Annotated in this window: 21 protein-coding genes; 15 read left to right on the top strand and 6 right to left on the bottom strand. The window is 56.3% G+C overall.

The window, feature by feature from the left end; genetic code table 11:
* The 6 genes from MJ923_RS16965 (at position 1) to MJ923_RS16940 (ending at position 8,321) form a co-directional block, all read left to right on the top strand.
* Positions 1 to 936 carry a LysR family transcriptional regulator gene (locus MJ923_RS16965; protein WP_240592100.1) on the top strand — a complete coding sequence of 312 codons (936 nt, stop codon included), beginning with the start codon at positions 1 to 3 and terminating at the stop codon, positions 934 to 936.
* A gap of 176 nt (positions 937 to 1,112) precedes the next feature.
* Positions 1,113 to 2,942, top strand: coding sequence for a sensor domain-containing diguanylate cyclase (locus MJ923_RS16960; protein ID WP_240592099.1), 1,830 nt, complete (start codon positions 1,113 to 1,115; stop codon positions 2,940 to 2,942).
* A gap of 185 nt (positions 2,943 to 3,127) precedes the next feature.
* Positions 3,128 to 3,679 carry a DUF2087 domain-containing protein gene (locus MJ923_RS16955; RefSeq protein WP_240592098.1) on the top strand — a complete coding sequence of 184 codons (552 nt, stop codon included), beginning with the start codon at positions 3,128 to 3,130 and terminating at the stop codon, positions 3,677 to 3,679.
* A 138-nt stretch (positions 3,680 to 3,817) separates the two neighbouring features.
* Positions 3,818 to 5,458 carry an FMN-binding glutamate synthase family protein gene (locus tag MJ923_RS16950; RefSeq protein ID WP_240592097.1) on the top strand — a complete coding sequence of 547 codons (1,641 nt, stop codon included), beginning with the start codon at positions 3,818 to 3,820 and terminating at the stop codon, positions 5,456 to 5,458.
* A gap of 611 nt (positions 5,459 to 6,069) precedes the next feature.
* Entirely contained in the window at positions 6,070 to 7,866 is a 1,797-nt protein-coding gene (locus tag MJ923_RS16945; RefSeq protein ID WP_240592096.1) for a S8 family peptidase, read from the top strand.
* A gap of 11 nt (positions 7,867 to 7,877) precedes the next feature.
* The gene (locus tag MJ923_RS16940; RefSeq protein ID WP_240592095.1) at positions 7,878 to 8,321 is read left to right on the top strand and encodes a hypothetical protein; all 444 of its coding nucleotides are present in this window, start codon (positions 7,878 to 7,880) and stop codon (positions 8,319 to 8,321) included.
* Between the two features lie 72 nt (positions 8,322 to 8,393).
* Here MJ923_RS16940 and MJ923_RS16935 read toward each other — a convergent pair whose 3' ends face one another.
* Complete coding sequence (locus MJ923_RS16935) at positions 8,394 to 10,166, bottom strand: M14 family metallopeptidase (protein ID WP_240592223.1); 1,773 nt, start codon at positions 10,164 to 10,166, stop codon at positions 8,394 to 8,396.
* A 306-nt stretch (positions 10,167 to 10,472) separates the two neighbouring features.
* Here MJ923_RS16935 and MJ923_RS16930 point away from each other — a divergent pair, with 306 nt between their 5' ends.
* Both MJ923_RS16930 and MJ923_RS16925 read left to right on the top strand, forming a co-directional pair.
* Complete coding sequence (locus tag MJ923_RS16930; protein ID WP_240592094.1) at positions 10,473 to 11,408, top strand: ABC transporter ATP-binding protein; 936 nt, start codon at positions 10,473 to 10,475, stop codon at positions 11,406 to 11,408.
* Positions 11,405 to 12,571 carry an ABC transporter permease gene (locus tag MJ923_RS16925; RefSeq protein WP_240592093.1) on the top strand — a complete coding sequence of 389 codons (1,167 nt, stop codon included), beginning with the start codon at positions 11,405 to 11,407 and terminating at the stop codon, positions 12,569 to 12,571. Before MJ923_RS16930 ends, MJ923_RS16925 begins: the two co-directional genes overlap by 4 nt.
* Positions 12,572 to 12,637: 66 nt before the next feature.
* Here MJ923_RS16925 and MJ923_RS16920 read toward each other — a convergent pair whose 3' ends face one another.
* The 5 genes from MJ923_RS16920 to hslR form a co-directional block, all read right to left on the bottom strand.
* Positions 12,638 to 13,042 carry an ExbD/TolR family protein gene (locus MJ923_RS16920; protein WP_240592092.1) on the bottom strand — a complete coding sequence of 135 codons (405 nt, stop codon included), beginning with the start codon at positions 13,040 to 13,042 and terminating at the stop codon, positions 12,638 to 12,640.
* 147 nt (positions 13,043 to 13,189) lie between these two features.
* Positions 13,190 to 13,435, bottom strand: a complete 246-nt coding sequence (locus MJ923_RS16915; RefSeq protein ID WP_240592091.1) for a DUF7661 family protein — start codon at positions 13,433 to 13,435, stop codon at positions 13,190 to 13,192.
* A 156-nt stretch (positions 13,436 to 13,591) separates the two neighbouring features.
* Positions 13,592 to 15,133 (bottom strand): phosphoenolpyruvate carboxykinase, encoded by a 1,542-nt coding sequence (locus MJ923_RS16910; RefSeq protein ID WP_240592090.1) that lies wholly within the window; start codon positions 15,131 to 15,133, stop codon positions 13,592 to 13,594.
* 199 nt (positions 15,134 to 15,332) lie between these two features.
* Positions 15,333 to 16,202 carry an Hsp33 family molecular chaperone HslO gene (hslO, locus tag MJ923_RS16905; RefSeq protein WP_240592089.1) on the bottom strand — a complete coding sequence of 290 codons (870 nt, stop codon included), beginning with the start codon at positions 16,200 to 16,202 and terminating at the stop codon, positions 15,333 to 15,335.
* A gap of 37 nt (positions 16,203 to 16,239) precedes the next feature.
* Entirely contained in the window at positions 16,240 to 16,644 is a 405-nt protein-coding gene (gene hslR, locus MJ923_RS16900; protein ID WP_126169040.1) for a ribosome-associated heat shock protein Hsp15, read from the bottom strand.
* A gap of 266 nt (positions 16,645 to 16,910) precedes the next feature.
* On the opposite strand from hslR, the gene gspC reads away from it, so the two are divergent.
* From gspC to gspI, 7 genes are read left to right on the top strand one after another with little or no spacing between them, the layout of a single operon-like run.
* On the top strand, positions 16,911 to 17,819 hold the full coding sequence (gspC, locus tag MJ923_RS16895) for a type II secretion system protein GspC (protein WP_240592088.1): 909 nt from the start codon (positions 16,911 to 16,913) through the stop codon (positions 17,817 to 17,819).
* Positions 17,820 to 17,846: 27 nt separating this feature from the next.
* Positions 17,847 to 19,940: a type II secretion system secretin GspD gene (gspD, locus tag MJ923_RS16890; RefSeq protein WP_126169042.1), complete on the top strand. Its 2,094-nt coding sequence runs from the start codon at positions 17,847 to 17,849 to the stop codon at positions 19,938 to 19,940.
* Between the two features lie 11 nt (positions 19,941 to 19,951).
* Positions 19,952 to 21,514 carry a type II secretion system ATPase GspE gene (gene gspE, locus MJ923_RS16885; RefSeq protein WP_240592087.1) on the top strand — a complete coding sequence of 521 codons (1,563 nt, stop codon included), beginning with the start codon at positions 19,952 to 19,954 and terminating at the stop codon, positions 21,512 to 21,514.
* 3 nt (positions 21,515 to 21,517) lie between these two features.
* The gene (gene gspF, locus MJ923_RS16880; protein ID WP_126169044.1) at positions 21,518 to 22,741 is read left to right on the top strand and encodes a type II secretion system inner membrane protein GspF; all 1,224 of its coding nucleotides are present in this window, start codon (positions 21,518 to 21,520) and stop codon (positions 22,739 to 22,741) included.
* A gap of 34 nt (positions 22,742 to 22,775) precedes the next feature.
* Positions 22,776 to 23,210 (top strand): type II secretion system major pseudopilin GspG, encoded by a 435-nt coding sequence (gene gspG / locus MJ923_RS16875; protein ID WP_126169045.1) that lies wholly within the window; start codon positions 22,776 to 22,778, stop codon positions 23,208 to 23,210.
* A gap of 12 nt (positions 23,211 to 23,222) precedes the next feature.
* A complete protein-coding gene (gene gspH, locus MJ923_RS16870) occupies positions 23,223 to 23,792 on the top strand; it encodes a type II secretion system minor pseudopilin GspH (protein WP_240592086.1) in 570 nt (189 codons plus the stop codon).
* Positions 23,779 to 24,174, top strand: coding sequence for a type II secretion system minor pseudopilin GspI (gene gspI / locus MJ923_RS16865; protein ID WP_126169047.1), 396 nt, complete (start codon positions 23,779 to 23,781; stop codon positions 24,172 to 24,174). Before gspH ends, gspI begins: the two co-directional genes overlap by 14 nt.
* Positions 24,175 to 24,179 lie beyond the last annotated feature (5 nt).

Raw genomic sequence — 24,179 nt, 5'->3', positions numbered from 1 at the left:
ATGAACAGCAAACTCAACTGGGAAGATATTCGTCTGTTTGTGGCGGTGGCGGAACTTGGTAGTTTCAGCGCGGCAGCGCGCCATTTGGGGCTGGGCCAGCCCACCCTGAGCCGCCGCATTGCCGAGCTTGAAGGACAGTTGGGAGAGCCACTGTTTGTGCGTAAGCCACAGGGCTGTGAATTGGCACCCGCAGGAGAGCGTCTGTTACCGGCTGCGGCGCAAATGGCTCAGTGGGCGCGGGATGCGGAGGTCAGTCTGGCCCGTCCCGCGGAGCGGGTAGCAGGCAAGGTGCGGGTGACTGCGCCACCCGGTATTGCGCTGACCCTGCTGACCCAGTTCGCCAGCCAGTTAAAGGCGCGCTTCCCGGCGCTGACGCTGGAAGTGCTGTCTACCACAGCGACCCTGGATTTGTCCCGCGGGGAGGCAGATATTGCCCTGCGCACCCATCAGGTGATTGAGCCGGGGCTAATGACTCTGGGCAAGCTTCGCAGCAAGCCAGGGCTTTATGCCAGCGCCGGCTATGCCGCCTCGCTGTCTGTGGGGGCGACAATTAACGATCTGGATTTGATTTGCTGGAGTGACGATCAAGGCCATTTTCAGGTTAACCGCGAGCTCAATCGCATGGTGCCTGGCTTCAAGCCAGTGTTCAGCAGCGATGATTTCAACGTGCAGCTGGCGGCCTGTGTGCAGGGCCTTGGTGCCATGGTGCTGTTCGACGGCATTTTGGGCCATCCGATGCTCAAGTCTCTGGTGTTGTTGCCGGTGCCGCTGGACAGGGAATACCTGGGCGAGGTGTTTATTCAGGTGCATCGCCGCCTGTATGGATTGCCAAGGATTATGGCAGTGCTGGCAGCATTGGATGACTTTGGTCGAAGTATTGGCGAATACCAGGGCGCAGATGAATTGCTGGCAACTGACCAAGCCCAGCGTCTTTGACCAAGCCCAGTGTCTTTGACCAAGCCCGGCGATTTATCAGTGAGTTAGCCGCAAGCAGCGGCCTGTGACTCCCGCGCCGCTGAAGTCTGGTAAGCCATGCCTTAGCGCCCGGCAGGCTGCTACTCATGCTTTTGAACTACACTTTTCAGACGTCCCTGTTTCAAGGTCGCGTCGCCATGAACAAAACCGAGCTGAATGTAATGGATGTTGGCTCCACCCTTGCCGAGTCCATGCGGGTGAAGGATCTTGAACTGCTGCAAACCGTCATTGAAGACAACGAAACCCCGCTGCAGTCCATGTCTGAGCTGTTGGCCAAGCTGTGTGGTATGCCCATCAGCGGTGTGAGTCTGGTCGACTCCAATACCGTGTGGATCAAGGCACACCACGGCATTGAGGCGGAAAGTCTGCCACGGCAGGGGGCATTTTGCGGTGCGGCCATCGATGCCCACGATGACCTGTTTGTGGTGGAAAATGCCAGTGAAGATCCGCGGTTTTGTCACAATCCGCTGGTGAGTCAGGCGCCCTCGATTCGCTTCTATGCCGCCTACGCCTTTCAGGGCGGGCGTGGCTTTCCGGTCGGAACCCTGTGGATGATGGATACCCAGCCGCACCGAATGGACGAAGAAAAGCAGGCCATTCTCAAGTGCCTTGGTGCCTACCTGGATCAGTCCATTCAGAACATGTACCGCTGCCCGGTGACCGGGTTGCCGAACCGCAAAAGCTTCCTGCGCCGCACCCAGGCGCTGCTGAATGAGTCGCAGCAAAAAGTCAGTACCGCCTTTATCCATGTGCATCGGATGCGGCATCTTGCCAGCGCCTACGGCCTGGATTTTCGTGGTGCCGTTATCCGGCACATCTCTTCAAGGCTCAGCCAATGGTGCAAGGGCGGTGTGCTGGCGCATTTTGGTGCCGGTAACTTTGCCTATGCCTGGGCCGGCAGTTACCAAAAGGCCGATCTGCGCCAGATATTGCACGCCATTGAGGCGCCGGTGACCGAGAGCGGGGTGACGATTTCGGTCAATGTGAGCGTGGGTATTGCCAGCGCCGAACCTGATTTTGCCTGCGCCGCCGCCCTGACCGAGCTGGCTGAGTTGGCGGCCTCGGAAAAGCAGCGTCTGGGGCTGTCAAACATTCACTATCAGGATGGCGTGGCCAACCACAGGTTGTCGAAAGATCTGCAGGCCTGCCTGCATGCCGACAGCGCCGAAAATCATTTTGCTCCCTATTATCAGCCGCAGGTGGATATGGCCACGGGTGGCATTTTTGGCTTTGAGGCACTGCTGCGCTGGCATAACCCGGAGCACAGTGATACCCCGGTGTGGCAGGTGCTGACCCAGATTGAAGCCATGGGCAAAACTCCGGCGCTGGATTTGCTGATGTTTGAGAAGGTGTGTCGTGACCTCAGCCACTGGCAACGTCAGGGGATGGCATTGCCGAAGATGTCGGTCAATATCTCCCGCACCACCTTGCAGACCGAGTTGCTGGACGTGAAATTGTTCGAGCTGGCAACAAGGTACGGCCTGAAAACCGCCGACTTCACCCTGGAGATCACCGAAAGCGGCGTGCCCCTGGATGACAGCGTGCTCAGTCAGCGTATTGAGCGATTGCAGGAGATTGGTTTTCATATCGCGGTGGATGATTTTGGTACCGGCATGTCCAATATCGGCACCCTCAAAACCATTGCCTGCAACCTGTTGAAGGTGGATCGTCAATTTGTGCATGGGGTGGCCGGTAATCCGCACATTGCCGCGCTGCTGAGGCTGATTAAGGGCACCGCCGATTCCATGGGAGTGGCGCTGCTGGTGGAAGGGGTGGAGAGTCAGGATGATCTCGATTGGTTACTGTCTTCGGGTATCTATCTGATCCAGGGTTGGTATTTTGCCAAGGCGCTGGAAGGGCGTCACATTGAAGCCCTGCTCAGGCAAGCGCCAACGCCCGCCGCTTCGCAGTCGATGCAGACGCGCGCCGAAGGCTTGAGGTGCTTTTTGACAAAATGGCAAAGCTGAGGTTGTCATCTGTGCCTGCCGGGGTATGATGCTGTCAGGGTCTGCAGTTCACCCAGGCATCGCCGCAGCGCAAGCTGAGCTAAACCTGCCCTCTCATCATATTGGTACCGACACATTCGCGTGCCCCGTTGGAAGCCGGCGATCACTGACACCCCAAGGCGGGCGCGCCTGTGCGAGGTACAGTCATGAAACACCCAATGCCTTTTCTGGCCGCCGATATCTCGGCTTTGGCCAAATCCCTTCGTAAGCAACTGATGGCCTGTGAGCAGTTCCCAACCCATGTGGAAATGTTAAACCTGCTTGCCCGCGCCAATGGTTATCAAAATTTTCAGCAGTTTAAAGCCGAGCAGGACAATTCAACATTACCAGTTGCTGAGCCCGATTCCTTTGCGGTAGCAGCGGCGCCACCAACCCCAAGCCGGTTGGATGTCGCCATTCCTGCCAAACTCAGGCCCTTTATGGATGAAGCCTTTGTGCTGCGCCAATGGCCGACGCGGTTTGCGCTGCAACAACAAAGCCTGTGGTTTTTCTGGTGTCGTTTCCGCTATGGGGTTGAATACACAGAGGCCGAAGTAAACGCCTTGCTCAAACCTTTCATCGGCTTCGGGGATCACCCTCTAATCCGCCGGGAACTGGTGAATAAATCGCTGCTGGGCCGCACCATGGACGGTGGTCGCTATTGGCGGCAAAGCGCGATTCCACCCGAGGGGTTTGAAGCGCTTGCCGACGTATGGTGACAAAATGCCTGGCCCCGGGGTGATTTCGGGGCTTTTCTGTTGCGCCAGATGCAAGTAGCATGATTTTTAACCCAATAATACCTTTGGGATTTAACAGGATGTTCCGACTCTGTGTCGGCACGCTCAAGGAATTGCTCGATGACGATTATGCAGAAGGTGTACTACTTGGTGGCGGTAGTGGGGAACGCACTGGCCATTTGGCTTGTAAGCCAGCACCCGGGTGTTATTGCCTGGATTTTTCTTGCCTTAACGGCGACTTACACCCTGATAGGTTTTTACGACCTGTTTTTCTCCCGCCACAGTCTTAACCGCCTTTATCCCGTGGTGGCCTATATCCGCTATGGGCTGGAGTCGTTTCGAGTGGAGATCCAGCAGTACTTTATTGCCAGCGATACCGAAGAAAAGCCTTTTAATCGTGAGGAGCGTTCACTGGTTTATCAGCGCTCCAAGGGCGTGCGCGACACCATCGCCTTCGGCACCCAGCGGGATCTGCTGTCGGAAAACTACCTGAGTCTGTGGCACTCGCTCAGCCCCTGTGAAGTAAAAGAAGACAGCAAGCGGGTCAGCTTTGGCGGCGATGATTGCACCCAGCCCTATAGCGCTTCGCGGCTGAATATCTCCGCCATGAGCTTTGGTTCGCTGTCGTCCAATGCCATTCAGGCGCTCAATTTGGGTGCCAAAAAAGGCGGCTTTTGGCATAACACCGGCGAAGGCGGGGTGAGCGATCATCACCTTGAACACGGTGGCGATCTGGTGTGGCAGATAGGCTCGGGCCTGTTTGGTTGTCGCACCCACGAAGGGGAGTTTGATGCCGAGGCCTTTGCCAGACAGGCAAAGCTGCCCCAGGTCAGAATGATTGAAATCAAGCTGTCTCAGGGGGCCAAGCCCGGCCATGGCGGCGTGCTGCCCAAGGCCAAAATAACCGATGAAATCGCCCGCATCCGGCTTATTCCCCAGGACAGAGACTGTGTTTCACCTGCTGTGCACCCAAAATGCGCAACGCCCAAAGCGCTGCTTGGGTTTGTGAAAGAGCTGCGGCAATTGTCCGGCGGCAAACCGGTTGGCTTTAAGCTGTGTATCGGTAATCCGGCGGAGTTTCTGGCAATCGGCAAAGCCATGCTGGAAACCGGCATCTTGCCTGACTTTATTACAGTTGATGGCGCCGAAGGCGGCACGGGGGCTGCACCGGTGGAGTTCACCAACCGCATGGGTATGGCGTGCCTCGAAGGGGTGTATTTCGTCAATAACGCCCTGATAGGTTTGGGGCTCAGAGACAAAATCCGCGTTATAGCCTCGGGTAAAACCGCCTCGGCATTCGATCTGCTGTCCAAGTTGGCACTGGGTGCCGATACTGTCAACGCCGCCCGTACCATGATGCTGGCGCTGGGCTGCATTCAGTCGCGCCACTGTAACACCAATATGTGCCCCACGGGCATTGCCACCCAGGATCCGGTGCGGGGGAAAGCCGTGGACGTGGAAGTGAAGAGCGAACGGGTGAAGAATTTTCACCACAATACCTTGCATGCTTTCTATGAACTACTCGGTGGAATGGGGCTTGATAGTCCCAACAAGCTGGTGCCACAGATGATAAAAAGGCGTACTCCCTATGGTTTGCTGATGTCGGCTGGCAGCATGGTGAAGCCCTTATCCCATGCCGAGCTGGTGGAAGAGCGGGCCTCCGGCGTGTGGCAACATTGGTGGCAGTCGGCGAGCAGCGAAGGCTTTTTCGTGTATGACGATCTGATGCTGACACCGGCGGAGCTGAGCTCTGCCCACTGATATTTCCTGCTGTTCAGTGTCTTTACAAAGCCGCCAGTGGGCGGCTTTTTCATGGCCAGCGCTGTGATCCCGACGAGGTCATACAACAAAAGCCATCAGCGGCAGCTGTGCCCGGATATCCGCGCCCTGCTTTCTTACATGGCTCCTATGAGCCTGGTTTCTTATATGGCGACCGTTAGCCCGGTTGCTTGCATAGTGGTAAGGCTGATTCAATCAAAAGTTGCAGCCGGTTTCGGCTTGCTGATTTTTCTGTGATTTCTGAGCCTTACCAATTCCTCGCTAGCTCATCCTACCAGTACGGCGTACCGCCTTGTTACGAGTGGTTGTGCTGTAAAGCAATTAAATGACACCGCTGTCATTTTGCCTGGTTCGATAGCCTGCTCTCGAAATTACTTATCAGTGATTTGTGCTGTTTTCCCTGTGTATTCCCAGTGTGTTTTTTTATCGCTCGCAGGCGCGCTGCAGGGCCGTTCGGGTGCTTATTTGACTTGTTATAGCCAAAAGAAATAATCGAGGCGATTAACGTATGGATGGGAAATAACAAAACCGTACATTTGAGCTGCAAATACAACATTTGCAACACAAAAATAATGACAACAGAAGGAATCACGATGAAGTTAAATCGACTCATCATCAGCATCTCGTTGGCCATGGCAGGGACTGCCCAGGCCAACCCGGATCAGTGGCAATACCCGCTGTTTGGCGGCGACCCCTTTACCCCACAGCAGTGGCACCTGAAGAATACCGGGCAGGATGGCTATTCGCCGCTGACCGGTGTTGCCGGTGAAGATTTGGATGTGGACTTTGCCCATGCCATGGGGATCAAGGGCCGTGGCATTACCGTGGCGGTAATCGACTCAGGGGTTGAGATTGACCATGAGGACCTGCGCGCCAATGTGGTGCCTGGCTCAATCAACCTGTTGGATGGCTCTGGTTACCCTACCGACGGCCATGGGCACGGTACTGCCGTGGCTGGCATTATTGCGGCGGTGGAAGCCAATGGCCTGGGTGGCCGCGGCGTGGCCCCCCTTGCTAACCTGATTGGCTTTAACTATCTGGATGCCCAGAGCGAGCAGAGCTGGTTTTTATCCCACGGCCGCACTGCCGAAAACGGCAAGCGTGAGCTGAACCGCTTTACCGACGCCCGCATCTATAACCAGAGTTACGGCTCAACCCTGCTTAAGCCATTCCCCTATGACTACGAGGCCAATCCTTCGCTGCTGGCCAAAGACAGCGCCATGGCCGACGTAACCAACGACAGTCAGCGTGGTCAGGGCTCTTTGTTCGTGAAATCAGCCGGTAACAGCTACGGCACCTACCGCGTGGGTGCCTGGCTTATCCTGCCACGTGAAGACGGCCTGTATTACAACAACCATGGGTTACCGTTCCACAGCGCCAACCTGTCCCACGAGAACATCAACTACTGGAACATGGTGGTGTCGGCCACCAACGCCGAAGGTAAGCGCTCGTCTTACTCGTCTGTGGGTTCCAACGTGTGGGTCGCTGCGCCGGGCGGTGAATATGGCACAGATGCGCCGGCCATAGTCACCACTGACATTCAGGGCTGCGACAAGGGCATGAACCGCGCTGGCACGTCGAGCAACCGCCTCAACGGTGGCAGCGAGCTTGACCCTGTGTGTAACTACACCGCCACCATGAACGGCACTTCCTCTGCGGCGCCAAATGCCTCAGGCGCTGCCGCTGTGGTGATGTCAGCCAACCACGCCCTGGATGCACGCACCGTGCGTCATGTTCTCGCACAAACGGCCCGTCAAAACGATGCCGATATTGAGCCCATCATGCTGAGCTTCACCCAGGCCGATGGCACTGTAGCAAGCTACGATGCCCTGCCTGGCTGGCAACGCAATGCCGCTGGTTATTCGTTCCATAACTTCTATGGCTTCGGTTCGGTGGATGTGGATGCTGCCGTGTGGAAGGTGCTGTTTGGCGGGGTGCAAAACCTGCCTGAACAAGTTGTTACCCCATGGAGCCTTGTGGCTGCCAATGTTCAGATCCCCGATGCGACCCTTGAGGGCGTAACCAGCGAGCTGAATATCGAGCAAAACCTAACAGTGGAAGCTGTGCAGGTGAAACTCAATATCGACCACAGCCGTCTGCGCGATCTGGCGATTGAGCTGGTGTCACCTTCCGGCACCCGCAGCGTACTGATGAATCCGCGCGTGGGCTTTATTGGTGAAAATATTGAAGAGGGTGTGCTGCTCAGCAACCACTTCTATGGCGAACAGGCCGCCGGGGTCTGGACTCTGCGGGTGAGGGATACAGATGCGGGCACCAGTGAAACTGTGGCCTTCAACACCCAAACCCGTCAGCTGCTGAAGCTGAATACAGTCAACAACGCCGAGCCAGGCGTGGTGCGTGACTGGTCACTGCGTATTTTCGGCCACTGAGGAGAGAGCCTATGAAACACATGATGATCCTGTGCGCCGGTTTGTTTGCCGGTAGTTTGATGGCGGCGGACGATCTGCCAACGGTGTCCGAGCTGGCCCATGCCGAACTGGCTGCGGTGCCAGCTGAAGCCGCTTTTGGCATCAGCGTCAATGGCGAGCGCTTTTTGAAGGTGGGTAACGCCGGAGTGCTGTTCAGTGGCGAGCAGCTGCTGGATGAAACCGGTTTTAAGTCGTTCCAGGCCAGCGGTGAACTGGTGGTGCGTCTTGAAGGTGCCTCGGCCGAGGGCCTGGCGGCCAACTTTGGTGTGTCCGTGCTGAACACCTACGGCAAGTTTGCTGTGGTCAAAGCTCCGGCCAGCGCTGAACTGCTGGCTTTGGCTGCGGCCATTGACGCCGATGCTGGCGTGGCGTCAGTGAGCGTACATCTGGTTGACCTGACCACCAAAGGCCAGTAAGCCGTTACAAACCATTCAGGAATAACAAAGCCGGGCATGTGCCCGGCTTTTTCATTCATGGATTCACGCGGCTCAGTTGCTGCGATACACGGGGTACTTGAGGTATTCGGCGTCGTAGTAGGGGCTGCGCTCGTAGAACCAGCGCAAACGTGCTGCCGGATCGGCGGCAAAGGCTTCATCCTTTAACGCCTCGTTAAAGGCCTTTTTCAGCGCCGGATCTTTAGCCAGCATCCCGGCGGCCATGGGTTCTACTGCGTACTGCTCCATATACTCGGTGCGGGTAAAGATGGGGTTGAACAAGCCCCATTGCAGCAGGGAGTCCGGTGACTGAGGCTCCAGCAGCAAAATGGCCAGATCCCCAAGCGCCTGTTCAGTGCTGACCTTTACCGTGCCAACCGGCAGCATGGTTTCCACGGTAGTTAGCACTGTGTCTGCTTTCACCCGTTGACGACCTTCGTAGTCTTTGGCGCCAAATTCGGGATTGCTGAAGCTGTAACGGCCAAGCTTGAGTTTGGTGGCTTTTTGCAGGCGCTCGAAGCGAATACCATGCAGCGCCAGCTTGTCGATGGCTTCCTGCCACTGGGGCAGAATGTAATAGGCCTCGGGGCGGCTGACACTGATGTCCGCCGCAGTGTTGCCTATTACCGGCAGCTGCTCGTAGGTGACAGGCTCGCCATTCCAGCGCACCACATCGGCACCGGAAATGGGGCTCTTTTCTACGCTGTAGCCGATGCCCTTGAAGGCCCAGCCGCTGGCCTGGGTTTCTTCCTTCCAGGTGAGGGTAACCTGTGCTGGGTAACGAAAGCTGTCTTCCATGATGGCGGTTTTCAGGGCAGTGGCCTGTTCGCCAACGGTTTTCAGGGTTTGCTCCAGCATTACATAGGTGCCCAGCACCCGCTGCTTGTAGGGCTTGAGACTGTGGTTTTCTATCAAGATGGTGGGCAGGTGGCGGGCATCGCCGTAGCCGTTGGAGAAGCGTGGCGAGGCGTTCCACAGCGACATGCCTTTACGGATGTCAGCATTGTCCAGCGCAAATACCAGTGGGCCGGGCACATGACCGGCAGCGCTCAGCGCCGCTTCAATGGCGGGACGGTAGCTGCCATCGAGCCAGGCAAAACTGGCGGGACTCAGGCCTTGCTTGAGGTTATAACCAAAGGTCACATCGTATTGATAGTCGATGCCGTCGGTCACATGCACATCGATATAGAGGCTGGGGTTCCAGCTGTTGATGGCCGCCAGCATGAGTTGCATTTCTTTGGTGTCGGCCTTGGCGTAGTCGCGGTTCAGGTTCAGGTTACGGGCGTTGGTACGCCAACCCATGGTCACAGGTCCGCGTTGGTTCACCCGGTTGTACTTGCTGGCCCTTTCATGGGCATCCACGCTGAAAATAGGCACAAACAACAGGTTGGCCGACTCCAGCAGTTCGCTCTTGCCGCCATGTTCTATATCGCGCAGCAGCATCATGCCGGCATCTTTGCCATCGATTTCACCTGAGTGGATCCCGGCCTGCACCAGCACGCTGGGTTTACCGGTACCCGCCAGTGCATCCGGCGTCGCCAGGCCTTCTTTGCTGGCAACAATCATCCAGATATCCCGCCCCTGTGGACTCTTGCCCAGGCTCACCTTGGACAGATATTTGCTGTGGCTCACCAGCTTGTCGAGCCAGGCCATGGTGGTTTGGTAGTCAGGGCTTTCGATGCCGCCACTTTGCTCAAACGGGGTTGCCCAGCTTTGCTTTGGGTCTTGCAGCAGCGACTCACTGGCACCCTGCCATGGCTGAATCGGGGGCAGAATCGGGTCGTTGACGAAGGTGACGTTTTTCACGGCGCCGCCGAGGGCTGGCATAGCGGCGGTGAGAGCGATGCCAAGCAGGGCAAGGCGGGATTTTGTGAGGGAAAGCTGCATGCTGGGGCCTTTTGCGGCGTTGAAAATCAAAGGCCTATCTTTTCGCAATTACCGCCGGTGCGCAAGGGGGAAACCGGCCACGCCAGGGGTTTGGCTGACGGCAACAACACCGCCAAAGGCGATATTTCTTAATAGAGTATTAAGTGTAATCAATTGTAATTGATGTGTTTATTTTACCGGGATTGATGACATATTATGACATGACTCCGGGCATAAGGTTGCGCTGGAGCGACATAGGGAGGTGGTATGATTCATATTCGGGCAAACCGGCTTGAAAAGAGTTACAGCACGGTCAAGGCGGTGGATGGCGTGAGCCTGCAGGTGGAAGGCGGCCAGATATTGGCGCTGCTTGGGCCAAATGGTGCGGGTAAGTCGTCGCTGATCCGTATGTTGGTGGGGCTGACCCGTCCTGACAATGGTGAGCTGGTGATAAGCCAGGGCGGCAAGCCCCTGTCGCGCTTGCCCAGAGAAGATTACGGCTATCTGCCGGAAGACCGCGGCCTGTATCAGGACCGTACTGTTACCCAAAACCTGAATTACATCGGCGAGCTGCGTGGTCTGCCCAAGGCGCGCATCGACAGTCAGATTGCGCTGTGGACCGAGCGCTTTGGGCTGGCCGAAAAGCGTGGCGACAAACTCAGCCAACTCTCCAAGGGCAATCAGCAAAAGGTGCAGCTGATTGCTTGCCTGTTACACGAACCCGAACTGCTGATCCTCGATGAACCTTTCTCCGGGCTGGATCCTGTGAATCAGGAACTGGTGGTATCTGTGCTGGCTGAGCTTAGAGCGGCGGGCAAGAGCATAGTGCTCAGCGCCCATCAGATGGCGCTGGTGGAGCGTCTCGCCGACCGTATGCTGCTGATTAACCATGGCAAGCCAGTGGCAAGCGGCAGCCTGGCAGAAGTGATGGCGCAGTTGTCGCCGGGAGATGGTTATCAGGTCGCCCTGAACCCAGTGCCTGAGCTCGCGGATTTGCAGGCGCTGTCGACGGTAGATACCGCAATTGCGGCCGAGGGACACTGGTCGCTGACCAAGACCAGGGATGCCAGCTTGCAGCAATTTTTGAATGATCTGGCTGCCCTTGGCGAGTTGGTGAGCTTCGCGCCGGTGCAACCGAATCTGCATGAGTTGTATCTCAGGGCTGTGGGCGGCAATAACAGGGAAGTGGAGGAAGCCGTATGATCCGCTGGAAGATTGCTGTATTTGAATTCAAACGTTTCCTCAAATGGAAACAGGAACTTGCCAGCATAGCTGTGATGTTGGTGATCTTTATGGGCATGTCGGCCTGGCCACAAATTAAAGGCTGGATAGACAAGGACTATCGGGTTGCCGTGGTGGGTGAGGCGCTGCCGAGCATTGCCGGATATCAGTTTACCCGGGTTCCAGCCGATACGGCGCAGCAGGTAACACAGGCGCTTGGCAAAGACTGGGATCTGCTGCTGATGACCCACGAAGGCAAGCTTGAGCTGGTGGGGGAGAAGTCCACCAGTTGGCTTGAAAAGCTGACGCCGCAGCTGCAGCGCTGGCATCAGCAACAATTGATTGCCGCCTTGCCTTTATCGGCCGAGCAGCAACAGATTATCGATACCTTGCCTGAGGTTGCCATCAGCTTTACCCGCGAGAGTGCAGAAGAAGAGCAGGCGCGCAAACTCAAACGCATCGTTGGCATGGTGTTTCTGGGGGTTTTGATGACCGGCTTCTTTGCCAGTTTCGGACTGATGTTCACCGCCATTACCGGCGAAAAACAGCAGAGGGTAACCGAGCAGCTGCTGACGCTGGTGTCCCCGCGGGAGTGGATCGATGGCAAAATCATCGGCGTGTCGCTGTTCTCGCTGAAAACCATTGTGACTTACGGGGTGATAGCCTTTCTGGTGATCCAGGGCGTAAGCATCATCGCCGGTAAGGCATCGCTCAGTATTCCGCTGGGCATCGGCGATATCCTGTGCATGCTCGGGTTTCTCATTATGGGGGTGCTCCTGCTCAACACCTTCCTCGCAGGCTTTACCGCCACCATTGACGACCCCAACCATTCCGGACGCACCGTGGTGATGTTGTTGCCGAGTTTGTTAATAGGCTCTGTGTTTGTGGTGATGGATAACGCCGAGGGTCAGGCGATGCAGATCCTGAGCTGGCTGCCGCTGACTTCCTTTGGCGCCATGCCGCTGCGGGTGATGAGCTCGGACGTGCCCTGGTGGGAGTGGCTGGGCTCGCTGGTGCTGCTTACGGCGTTCGTAGTGTGGATGTCCAGGGCCTCGGCGCGGGTGTTCGAGCTTGGCATTCGCATGTACGGCAAGGAACCGCGCTGGGGAGATATTGTCGCCGCCGTGTTCAACCGCCGCAGATAGCTACAAAAAATGGCTCCTTCGGGAGCCATTTTTATTGCGCTGTGAAAACCGCAGGCCAGTTCGGATCTATTCGTCCGATTGGGTCACCGAGATTTTGGCAACGCCGGCGGTTTTCACCCTGTCCATTACCCCCACCACAGTGCCGTGAAGAGTCTCGCCCTCGGCCTGAATCAGCACTGCCGCCCCTGGGGTTTCAGCGAGTTTGCGCTCAACATTGGCGGTAATCCTTTCCATGTCGACCAAGCGGCCCTCCATTGTCACCACCCCGGATTTATTGACTGTGATAAGAATATTGTCGCCCTTGTTTTTGGACTTTTGGGCATTCTCTGGCTTGTTGTAATCAATACCCATGGGTTTCACAAAGGATGTGGTAACAATGAAGAAAATCAACATGATAAATATGATGTCGAGCATTGGGGTCATATCGACCTTGGCTTCTTCATGTTCGGATGCATAGCGTTTAAATGCCATCTTGATACCCCCCGGCTACTTGGCTGAAACTTGTTATTATCCTTCTACTGCTTAAGGCTTATATTGACCATTTTTTGCACCATAGCGCCCACTTGTCCAGCCTTTTACCATGACATTGTTGCTACAGGGATATTTCGTTGATCTGGCTCACAATTTGGAGTCAGCCGATGGGACCACCCGGGGGGACTTGGCGCTGGCGCGCTCGTGGAAGATATCATCGAGATAGACTGCCAGTTCTGCGGCCGTGAGTTCGGGAGGGATCGCCACATCGAATACCCGGCGTTTCATGCCGGTGCTGGACTCAAAAAACAGCTGCCATTGCCCCGCCACCCGGCTGACCGACATGGTTTGGCCAAACACATCGAAACGGTGGTTTTCTGAGGTAGTTTGCATCGGTTGTTACTTCCTGGCCGGTGAGCCAATCTCGTTTATTGAAAGCTATCAATAACATTGGATAAGCACGGACAACCGCTGCTTGCCACGGGTTTCAGTGAATCGCAGCCAACAAAAACGGCCCCCGAAGGAGCCGTTTTTTACATCAGGAATTGCTTAGGCTTTTGGGCCGGCGTTCTTGATGGAATCAGGTACCTGATACTTGGCGAAGTTAGCCTGGAATTCTTCGGCCAGCTTCTGGGCGTATTCGTCGTACTTGGCCTTGTCGCCCCAGGTGTTTACCGGGTTCAGCAGGGCAGAGTCTACGCCGGGTACGGCCACAGGCACGTCCAGGTTCAGCTTGTCCAGGTGTACGGTTTCCACGTCGGCCAGCTCGCCGCTGACGATAGCATCAACAATAGCGCGAGTGGTCGGGATGTCGAAACGCTTGCCCACACCGTAAGGACCGCCGGTCCAGCCGGTGTTAACCAGATAGACCTTGCTGTTGAAGGCTTCGATGCGCTTCATCAGCAGCTCGGCGTATACGCCAGCAGGACGTGGGAAGAAAGGCGCGCCGAAACAGGTAGAGAAGGTGGACTGGATGGCAGATGTTGAGCCCATTTCAGTCGAACCTACTTTGGCGGTGTAGCCAGACAGGAAGTGGTAAGCGGCCTGTTCCTTGGTCAGCTTGGACACAGGAGGCAGTACGCCGGATACGTCACAGGTCAGGAACACCACAGCGCGCGGCTCGCCGCCACGGTTGGCTTCCTGGCGCTGGGCGATGTGCTCCAGCGGGTAGGCCGCGCGGGTGTTTTCGGTCAGGCTGGAATCTTTGTAGTCAGGTACGCGATTGGCGTCCAGTACTACGTTTTCCAGCACGGTGCCGAAGCGGATGGCATCCCAAATCACCGGCTCGTTCTTCTGGCTCAGGTCGATACACTTGGCGTAGCAGCCGCCTTCGATGTTGAATACGCTGCCCGGGGCCCAGCCGTGCTCATCGTCACCGATGAGGAAGCGCTTGGGATCGGCTGACAGGGTAGTCTTGCCGGTGCCGGACAGGCCGAAGAACAGGGTGGTGTCACCCTCTTTGCCCACGTTGGCAGAGCAGTGCATTGGCAGCACGCCCTTGGCAGGCAGCAGGAAGTTCTGTACCGAGAACATGGACTTCTTCATCTCACCGGCATATTTCAGACCGGCAAGCAGTACCTTGCGCTCAGCGAAGTTGATGATAACAGTAGCCTCAGAGGCAGTGCCGTCACGCTCTGGTTCACACACGAAGCCCGGGGCGTTCATGATTTGCCACACATCTTTACCGGCCTTGTTGAAGGTTTCGGGAATGATGAACAGGTTACGGGCAAACAGCTGATGCCAGGCATATTCGGTGGTTACGGTAACAGGCAGGTAGTGCTCAGGGTCGGCGCCCACTTCCAGATCGGATACGAACACTTCTTTGTCGGCCAGATAAGTTTCAACGCGATCCCACAGGGCGTTGAAGGCGTCGGCTGCGAAGGGCTTGTTAACTGCACCCCATTCGATATCAGCTTCTGAACCGGCCTCTTTGACGATGAAGCGGTCGTTGGGAGAACGGCCAGTGCGGGCTCCGGTCTTGGCAACCAGGGCGCCATTGGCGGTCAGCTCTCCTTCACCTCTGGCGAGTGCCAGTTCTACCAGCTCGGCAGTTGAGGGATTACGGTGTACGCGGTTGATTCCATCCGCCATAGGTAAGGTCTCCAAATTCTAAGAGGTTTTCTATTTATGGTACCGATCTGTGTTGCCGGTTTGTGGTGCGCCTTGATTTATCGGGTCTGGCGCCCGCGCTGATTGTAACTTAAGCGGATTGCAATGTGTGAGCCGGATCTGAAAATTCGTCAAAAAAAACGGACGCACCCTGGCGTCCGTTTTATGGCTGTGATCGCGGTCACTGTTTTGCGGTGCCTGAGTCTGTCAGGGAGCCATTGGCGTACAGGGCTTCGATGTCGATGGAATCGAAACGGTATTGGCTGTTGCAGTATTCGCAGCCCATCTCGATTTGGCCCTGTTCGGCCATGATTTCGAGGATTTCGGCTTTCTCGATGCTGCGAATGGCGGCGGCGCTGCGCTCGCGGGAGCAAGTGCATTTAAAGCTGACTTCCACAGGGTCGAACAGGCGCACTTCTTCCTCGTGGTAGAGGCGGTGCAGCACTTCCTCGGCCGGCAGCTGCAGCAGTTCTTCCTGCTTGATGGTGGCGGTGAGGGTAGTCAGGTGCTCGTACTCGGCGTTGTGGTCTTCTTCGCTTGGCAGTACCTGCAGGAAGATACCGGCGGCACGTTCGCCATCGGCAAACAGCCAAATACCCGTGGGCAGCTGTTCAGACTGCTGGAAGTAGTCCTGAATACACTCGGCCAGCGTTGGCTTATCCAGTGCCACTACGCCCTGATAACGCTCGCCTTCGTCCGGCGTCAGGGTGATAACGATATAACCCTGACCAAACAGGTCGCCAAGGCTCGCATCGTCAGCCAGTTCGCCATCCCAGCGCGCCACACCGCGCAGTTGCTGGTGGTTGTTGCCGTTGATTACCGCCAGTGACACAGGGCCGTTGCCCTGAACCTGCACTGCGATATCACCGCTGAATTTGAGGGTGGCGGTCAGCAGCGAGGTGGCAGCCATCAGCTCGCCGAGGAAACGGCGCAGTACCTGTGGGTATTCGTGGGCATTGACCACTGACTGATAGGCGTCGGCCAGCTGTACCAGCTCACCGCGTACATCGGCGTTTTCAAACAGGTATCTGTATAAAGTGTCTTTGTTCATCTTGCTGTCTTCTATTCGGTATCGGCGTCAGGCCAAATTAATAGTCGCCGGATTTGGCCTTTAAGAGTTCGCGTCGCTGCTTCTTGTCGGGCTTGGTATCCGGTGACGGATTGTTCAGTATGTTCAGGCGTCTGGCCTCGGCGTTGTCGGCGCGCTTGCGCTCACTCTCGGGCGTTTCCTGATACAAAGTTTGGGCGATGCTGGCATTTTGTCGTTGTTCCGACAATTTCACTATCACCACCTCTTTTTCGTCATATCCCTGACGTATCTTAAGAACGGCGCCCACTTCCGCATTCTTGCTGGATTTGGTGCGGGCCCCGTTGTAATGTACTTTACCGCCGTTAATCATCTCTTTGGCCAGTGCCCGAGTCTTGTAAAAACGGGCGGCCCAAAGCCATTTGTCCAAACGAACGGATTGTGGGGGTTGGTGCTTCTGATCCACGCGTGCTCCACCTATGCAAATTTTTGCAACATTAGGGATGGGATCACAGCTTGGAAAGCCACAGCCTTGATCCAGCCGCATAAAAACCGATTTAGCGGCTTGCCTCACACCCTTTTCGGGCGCGCAAAGTTAGCATAAATGGCTAAAAATCGCCACAGGCACCGCTGTTATGGGGTTGTTGCCGTGTTATGGCTGGGTTAGCATGATGCAGGTTTTTCTAAAATATTCTAATCAGAACAGAGACCTGTTAAGAGGGTCCGTAAATTATGGATTTATTGGATAAAGTGATTGCACGGGCAGGAAGCATACCGCATAAACCACTGAGTAGGCTTACCTTTTGGTTGGGGTTCGCGGTTTGCTGTTATTTGGCGGCCGAGATCAGCTGGCGATTGGTACCTGTGCAGTCTGAGGCTGTTGCCTGGCGCCCAAGCCCGGTAAACACCGGAGGCGGCAGTGGCAGCGTGGATTTGGACGGACTCAAGTCTCTGTCGCTGTTTGGCAAAGCCGACAGCAAACCCAAGGAACAGCCGGTTCAGGAAGTCATTACCGACGCGCCTAAAACTTCGCTTTCCATCGTACTGACCGGCATTGTGGCCTCCACCGCCGAGCAGAAAGGTCTGGCTATCATCGAATCCGGTGGCAACCAGGAAACCTACGAGTTGGGTGAAAAAATCAAAGGCACCTCGGCGTCTTTGAAAGAGGTGTACGCCGACCGGGTGATCATCACCAACGCCGGCCGCTACGAGACCCTGATGCTCGATGGCGTGCCTTACACCAACTCTCCTTCTGTTCCCGCCAGTAACAGCCGCCGCGAACGCGACGAGGACGTGCGCCGTATCGATATGCGTGGCGACGAGGTGGGCGCCGAATTGTCTTCTTCCCGTGATGAATTGCTGGCCGACCCCAGTAAGATCACCGATTACATTTCCATTTCTCCGGTAACCCGTGGCGAAGAGCTGGCGGGCTATCGTCTGCAACCGGGCAAAGATCCCGGGCTGTTCAAACAGGCAGGCCTCAAGCCCGGCGATCTGGCCAAATCCATCAACGGTTACGATTTGACCGTCAGCACCCAGGCGTTGGAGCTGATGGGGCAGCTGTCCGAACTCACTGAAATTTCAGTGATGGTAGAGCGCGAAGGTCAGCTGGTTGAAATCATGTTCAGTTTGCCGCAATAAGCACAAGATTTAGGGGATAAGAATTAGATGAACAACAAAGGATTCCGACGCAAACTGATTGCCAGCCTGATGGCCGGTACAGTATTGCTTTCGCCTGTGATGGTATCCGCGGCCGACGAACAGCTGGCGCCAAGTTTCAAAAACGCCGAAATTCAGGAGTTTATCAACACAGTTGGTAAGCGTTTGAACAAGACTATCATTGTCGACCCCACCATTCGCGGCAAGATTAACGTCAGAAGCTACGATAACCTCACCGAAGACCAATACTTCCAGTTCTTCCTGAACGTGCTGCAGGTGTATGGTTACGCCGTGGTGGAAATGGAAAATGGCGTGCTCAAGGTCATCAAGGACAAGGATGCCAAAACCTCCAACATCCGTGTAGCCGACGACTCAGCTCCAGGCCTGGGTGACGAGCTGGTGACCCGCATAGTGCCGCTGTACAACTCAGAGGCCAAGCAACTGGCACCGCTGCTGCGTCAGCTGAACGATAACGCCGGTGGCGGCAACGTGGTTAACTACGATCCGTCCAACGTGTTGATGCTCACCGGCCGCGCCGCCGTGGTCAACAAGCTGGTGGAAATCGTCAAGCGCGTCGATAAGCAGGGCGACACCGAAGTGCTTGTGGTGCCGCTGCAGCACGCTTCTGCCTCTGAAATGGTGCGGATTATCGATACCCTTTACCGTGCTTCTGCCAACCAGGCTCAACTGCCCGGACAGGCCCCGAAAGTCGTGGCGGATGAGCGCATCAACGCCGTGGTGATCAGCGGCGATGAGAAGAGCCGCCAGCGGGTAGTGGAGCTGGTGAAACGTCTCGACGCTGAGCAGGCCAGCACCGGCAACACCAAGGTACGTTACCTGCGTTATGCCAAGGCCGAAGATCTGGTGGAAGTGCTCACCGGCTTTGCCCAGAAGCTGGAAGCCGACAAAGACGGCGCCCAGCAGGCACCCGGCAAGCGTCGCAACCAAATCAACATCATGGCTCACACCGATACCAATGCCTTGGTAATAAGTGCCGAGCCGGATCAGATGCGCACCCTCGAGAGCGTCATCAATCAGCTCGATATCCGCCGTGCCCAGGTACTGGTAGAAGCCATTATCGTGGAAGTAGCCGAAGGCGATGACGTGGGCTTTGGCGTGCAGTGGGCGACCGAATCCGGTGGTGGCACCCAGTTCAACAACCTTGGTCCCACCATAGGTGAGATTGGCGCCGGTATCTGGCAGGCCCGTCCGGTAGAAGGAACCAAGGTGTGTTCTGAAAACGGCACCTGTACAGAAAACCCTGAGAAACAAGGCGATATCACCCTGCTGGCTCAGGCGCTGGGCAAGGTGAACGGTATGGCATGGGGCGTGGCCATGGGCGACTTTGGTGCCCTTATTCAGGCCGTGTCCTCTGACACCAACTCCAACGTGCTGGCTACGCCGTCCATCACCACTCTGGATAACCAGGAAGCTGCGTTTATCGTGGGTGACGAAGTGCCTATCCTCACCGGCTCTCAGAACTCCAGCAACGGTAACTCCAACCCGTTCCAGACCGTAGAGCGTAAGGAAGTGGGCGTGAAGCTTAAAGTCACGCCGCAGATCAACGAAGGTAACGCAGTTAAGCTGGCCATTGAGCAGGAAGTATCTGGTATCAATGGTAAAACCGGTGTTGACGTGACCTTTGCTACCCGCCGTTTGACCACCACTGTGATGGCCGATTCAGGCCAGATTGTAGTGCTGGGTGGTCTTATCAACGAAGAAGTGCAGGAAAGCGTGCAGAAGGTGCCAATCCTCGGCGACATTCCGCTGCTGGGCCACTTGTTCAAGTCCTCTTCCAGCGGCAAGAAAAAGAAAAATCTGATGGTGTTTATCAAGCCCACCATCATCCGTGACGGTATCACCATGGAAGGCATTGCCGGTCGCAAGTACAACTACTTCCGCGCCCTGCAGCTGCAACAGCAGGACCGTGGCGTGAACCTGATGCCCAATACCGATGTGCCGATTCTGGAAGAGTGGAATCAGTCAGATTATCTGCCGCCTGAAGTGAACGATATTCTCGATCGCTACAAGGAAGGCAAGGGTCTGGACACCGACATGCGTGAAAAGGACGCCGCCCTGAATTACATCAATGAGAACAAGTAATGGGCGAGCCTATGAGTGACATCAATCAGGGCGAAAGCCTCGAGCTTTTGTCGGGCGAGCTGGGTGTCAGTGCTGAGTCCCAGGCGGACGAGGCTTATCACTCCAATAGCCGTGAGCGCTTGCCCTTTGCTTTTGCCCATCGCTTTGGCCTGGTGCTGGCGAAGGACGAGTCCGGCGAACTGGGGCTGTATTACACCGAGAAAACGCCGCTGGCGGCTTTGCTTGAAGTGCGCCGTTACGCCGGTGAGGCCGTGCCTTTGCAGCGGCTGGAGCAAGCGGCCTTCGAGGCTAAGCTGACCCAGGCCTATCAGGCCAACTCTTCTGAAGCGCAGCAGCTGATGGAAGACATCGGCAACGAGATGGACCTGTTCACCCTCGCCGAAGAGCTGCCCCAGACCGAAGATCTGCTGGAGGGCGACGACGACGCTCCCATCATCAGGCTTATCAACGCGCTCCTGTCCGAAGCCATCAAAGAAGAGGCCTCGGATATCCATATCGAAACCTATGAAAAGCAGCTGGTGGTGCGTTTCCGGGTGGACGGGGTACTCAAGGAAGTGCTCAAGCCCAACCGTAAGCTGTCGTCACTGCTGGTAAGCCGTATCAAGGTGATGGCCCGTCTGGACATCGCCGAGAAGCGGGTGCCGCAGGACGGCCGTATTTCGCTGCGTATCGGCGGCCGTGCCGTGGATGTGCGGGTATCGACCATGCCGTCCAGCCACGGTGAGCGGGTGGTACTGCGTCTGCTCGATAAAAACGCCGGTAACCTCAATCTGGCCCAGCTGGGGATGACAGAATCGATTCGTTACCGCTTCGATGAGCTTATCCGTAAGCCCCACGGCATTCTGCTGGTCACCGGCCCCACGGGTTCGGGTAAGAGTACTACCCTCTATGCCGGTCTGACCGAGATTAACTCCCGCGACACCAATATCCTCACGGTGGAAGACCCCATCGAATATGAGCTGGAAGGCATAGGTCAAACCCAGGTGAACACCAAGGTGGACATGACCTTCGCCCGCGGCCTGCGTGCGATTTTGCGTCAGGACCCCGACGTGGTGATGATAGGTGAAATCCGTGACCTTGAGACCGCACAGATCGCGGTGCAGGCCTCGCTCACCGGTCACCTGGTAATTTCCACCTTGCACACCAACACAGCTTCCGGCGCCATTACCCGCTTGCAGGACATGGGGGTAGAACCCTTCCTGGTGTCATCAAGTTTGCTTGGCGTACTGGCCCAGCGCCTGGTGCGTACCCTGTGCTCCAACTGTAAAGAGCCCCACGTACCCGACGAACGTGAGCGTGAGCTGCTTGGCATTGGCGGCGAAGAGGCGGTGATTTACCGCGCCACCGGTTGTAAGCACTGTGGCCACAACGGTTATCGCGGCCGTACCGGTATCCACGAGCTGCTGCTGGTGGATGACACTGTGCGCGAGCTTATCCATGGCGGTCGTGGTGAGCTGGCCATTGAAAAGCACATTCGCCAGTCGGTGCCCAGCATTCGTCACGACGGCATGCAGAAGGTACTCGCGGGCATTACCACCCTCGAAGAAGTACTGCGGGTCACCCGCGAGGAGTAATGCATGCCGGCTTTTGAATACAAGGCGCTCGACGGCAAGGGCAAGCAGCAAAAAGGCGTGGTCGAAGCCGACAGCGCCCGCCACGCTCGCAGCCAGTTAAGAGACATGCGTTTGATGCCACTGGAAATCGAGCCAGTGGTGGAAAAGGAAACCAAGGCCAAGGGCGCAGGGTTTAACCTGTTTCGCCGTGGCATTTCTGTGGCCGAACTTGCGCTTATCACCCGCCAGATAGCGACCCTGGTGGCGTCTGGTCTGCCGGTGGAGGAAGCGCTGAAGGCCGTGGGCCAGCAGTGTGAAAAAGACCGGCTGGCATCCATGATCATGGCAGTACGCTCGCGGGTGGTGGAAGGCTACTCGCTGGCCGACTCCATGGCCGAATTCCCCCATATCTTTGACGATCTCTACCGCGCCATGGTGGCCTCGGGTGAAAAGTCCGGCCATTTGGAGGTGGTGCTCAATCGCCTCGCCGATTACACCGAGCGGCGCCAGCAGCTTAAATCCAAGCTGACCCAGGCGATGATTTACCCTGTGATGCTGACTCTGGTGGCCATCGGCGTGGTGGCTGTGTTGCTGGCAGCCGTGGTACCCAAGGTGGTATCGCAGTTTGAGCATTTGGGCCAGGAGCTTCCGGCTACTACCCAGATTTTGATGGCTTCCTCCGCCTTCGTGCAGGATTATGGCTTGCTGATCCTCGGGCTGCTGATTTTGGCCGTGGTAGTGTTCCAGCGAATGCTCAGCAATGATGCGTTCAAGATGAAATACCATGTGTTTTTGCTGCGTCTGCCGGTGGTCGGCCGGGTGAGCCGCAGTATCAACACCGCCCGTTTCGCCCGAACCTTAAGTATTTTGAGTGCAAGCTCGGTGCCGCTGCTCGATGGTATGCGTATCGCCGGCGATGTGATGCAGAACTTACGGGTGCGCGAAGCGGTCGAAGAAGCGACAGCGCGGGTACGTGAGGGGACCAGCCTTGGCACGGCGCTCACCAACACCAAGCTGTTCCCGCCAATGATGCTGTATATGATAGCCTCGGGCGAGAAGAGTGGTCAGCTCGAAGATATGCTGGAGCGGGCCGCAGACAACCAGGACAGGGAATTCGAGGCCAATGTGAATCTGGCGTTGGGGGTGTTTCAACCCGCGCTGGTGATCAGCATGGCAGGGGTGGTGCTTTTTATCGTACTCGCCATCCTGCAACCTATTCTGGAAATGAACAATTTGATTGGCAGTTAAGTTGCCAAACCGATTTTTACAAGGAGAAAGCTTGATGCAAAAGCGCAATCAACAACGCGGTTTTACCCTGCTGGAAATCATGGTCGTGATCGTTATTCTGGGTCTGTTGGCCGCCATGGTGCTGCCAAACGTTCTGGGTAACAAGGAATCGGCCGATATCAAGAAGGCGGTTGCCGACATAGTGGCGCTGGAAAACGCACTGGATATGTACAAGCTGGATAACAGCGTGTACCCCACCACAGAGCAGGGCCTGGAAGCCCTGGTGCAAAAGCCGACTATTTCCCCCGAGCCACGCAACTACCGTGATGGCGGTTATGTGAAGCGTCTGCCACAGGATCCATGGCGCAACGACTACATGCTGTTAAGCCCTGGTGAGAACGGCAAAATCGATATCTTCAGCGCAGGTCCGGACATGCAAGCAGGTACCGAAGACGATATCGGTAACTGGAACCTGCAAAACTTCCAGTAATACGGACATCCAGTGAAAGCCCGTGGTTTTACCCTGATTGAAGTCTTGCTGGTGGTGCTCTTAATGGGCATCGCTGCGGCTGCGGTCACCCTGAGTTTGCCTTCGTCGGGGATAAAACCAGAGCTGGATAAGGCCGCCACTCAGTTTGTGGCTGCCACCGACCTTATCCGTGACGAGGCCGTGCTCAGCGGTCAGTTTTTGGGTGTGGTGGTGGATGACAACCAGTATCAGTATGTGATTTTCAAAGAAGGTAAATGGAACAAACTGGAAAACGATCGCCTGCTGGCGCTGCGTGAAATGCAGCCCGGCATCAGTTTGAACCTGATTGTCGAAGGGTTGCCGCTGGATCAGGAAGAAGAGCAGGAATCCTGGTTCGATGAGCCTTTTATCGACGAGCCGAGTGCCGAAGAGAAAGCCAAGAATCCCGAGCCACAAATTCTGGTGTTCCCCAGCGGTGAGATGACGGCCTTCGAGCTAAATTTCCTCGGCCGCGAGCAGCTGGGTGACGAAGTGGCTGTGTTGGTCACCGGCGACGCCCTTGGCCGGGTAAGGGTGGGGAGGCCGGACGATGAGGCCTTCTAAGCATCCGCAACGCCTTTTGCGTCAGCGGGCCATGACGTTGCTGGAAGTGATGATGGCGCTGGTGATTTTCGCCATTGCCGCTTTGTCACTCACCAAAAGCATGAGCGAAATGATTGGTAATCTGCCCATTCTGGAAGAGCGCACCCTGGCACAGTGGGTGGCCGACAATCAGATGGTGGATGCCCGCCTGGAGCCGGGGTTTCCGGCCATAGGCAAGAAAGACGGCGAGGTTGAACTCGCCGGCCGTACCTGGTACTGGCGCAAAGAGGTGATTAAAACCACCGATGACAAGTTTCGGCTGATCCGCATTAAGGTCAGCGACGATGACAGATACAGCCGCACCCTGGCCGAGATAAACAGCTATGTCTTCGATAAAGAATAAGGCTG

It is taken from the genome of Shewanella zhuhaiensis, assembly GCF_022484835.1.
In the GTDB taxonomy this organism is placed as follows: Bacteria; Pseudomonadota; Gammaproteobacteria; order Enterobacterales; family Shewanellaceae; genus Shewanella; species Shewanella khirikhana.
This window is presented reverse-complemented; position numbering and strand designations above follow the sequence as displayed.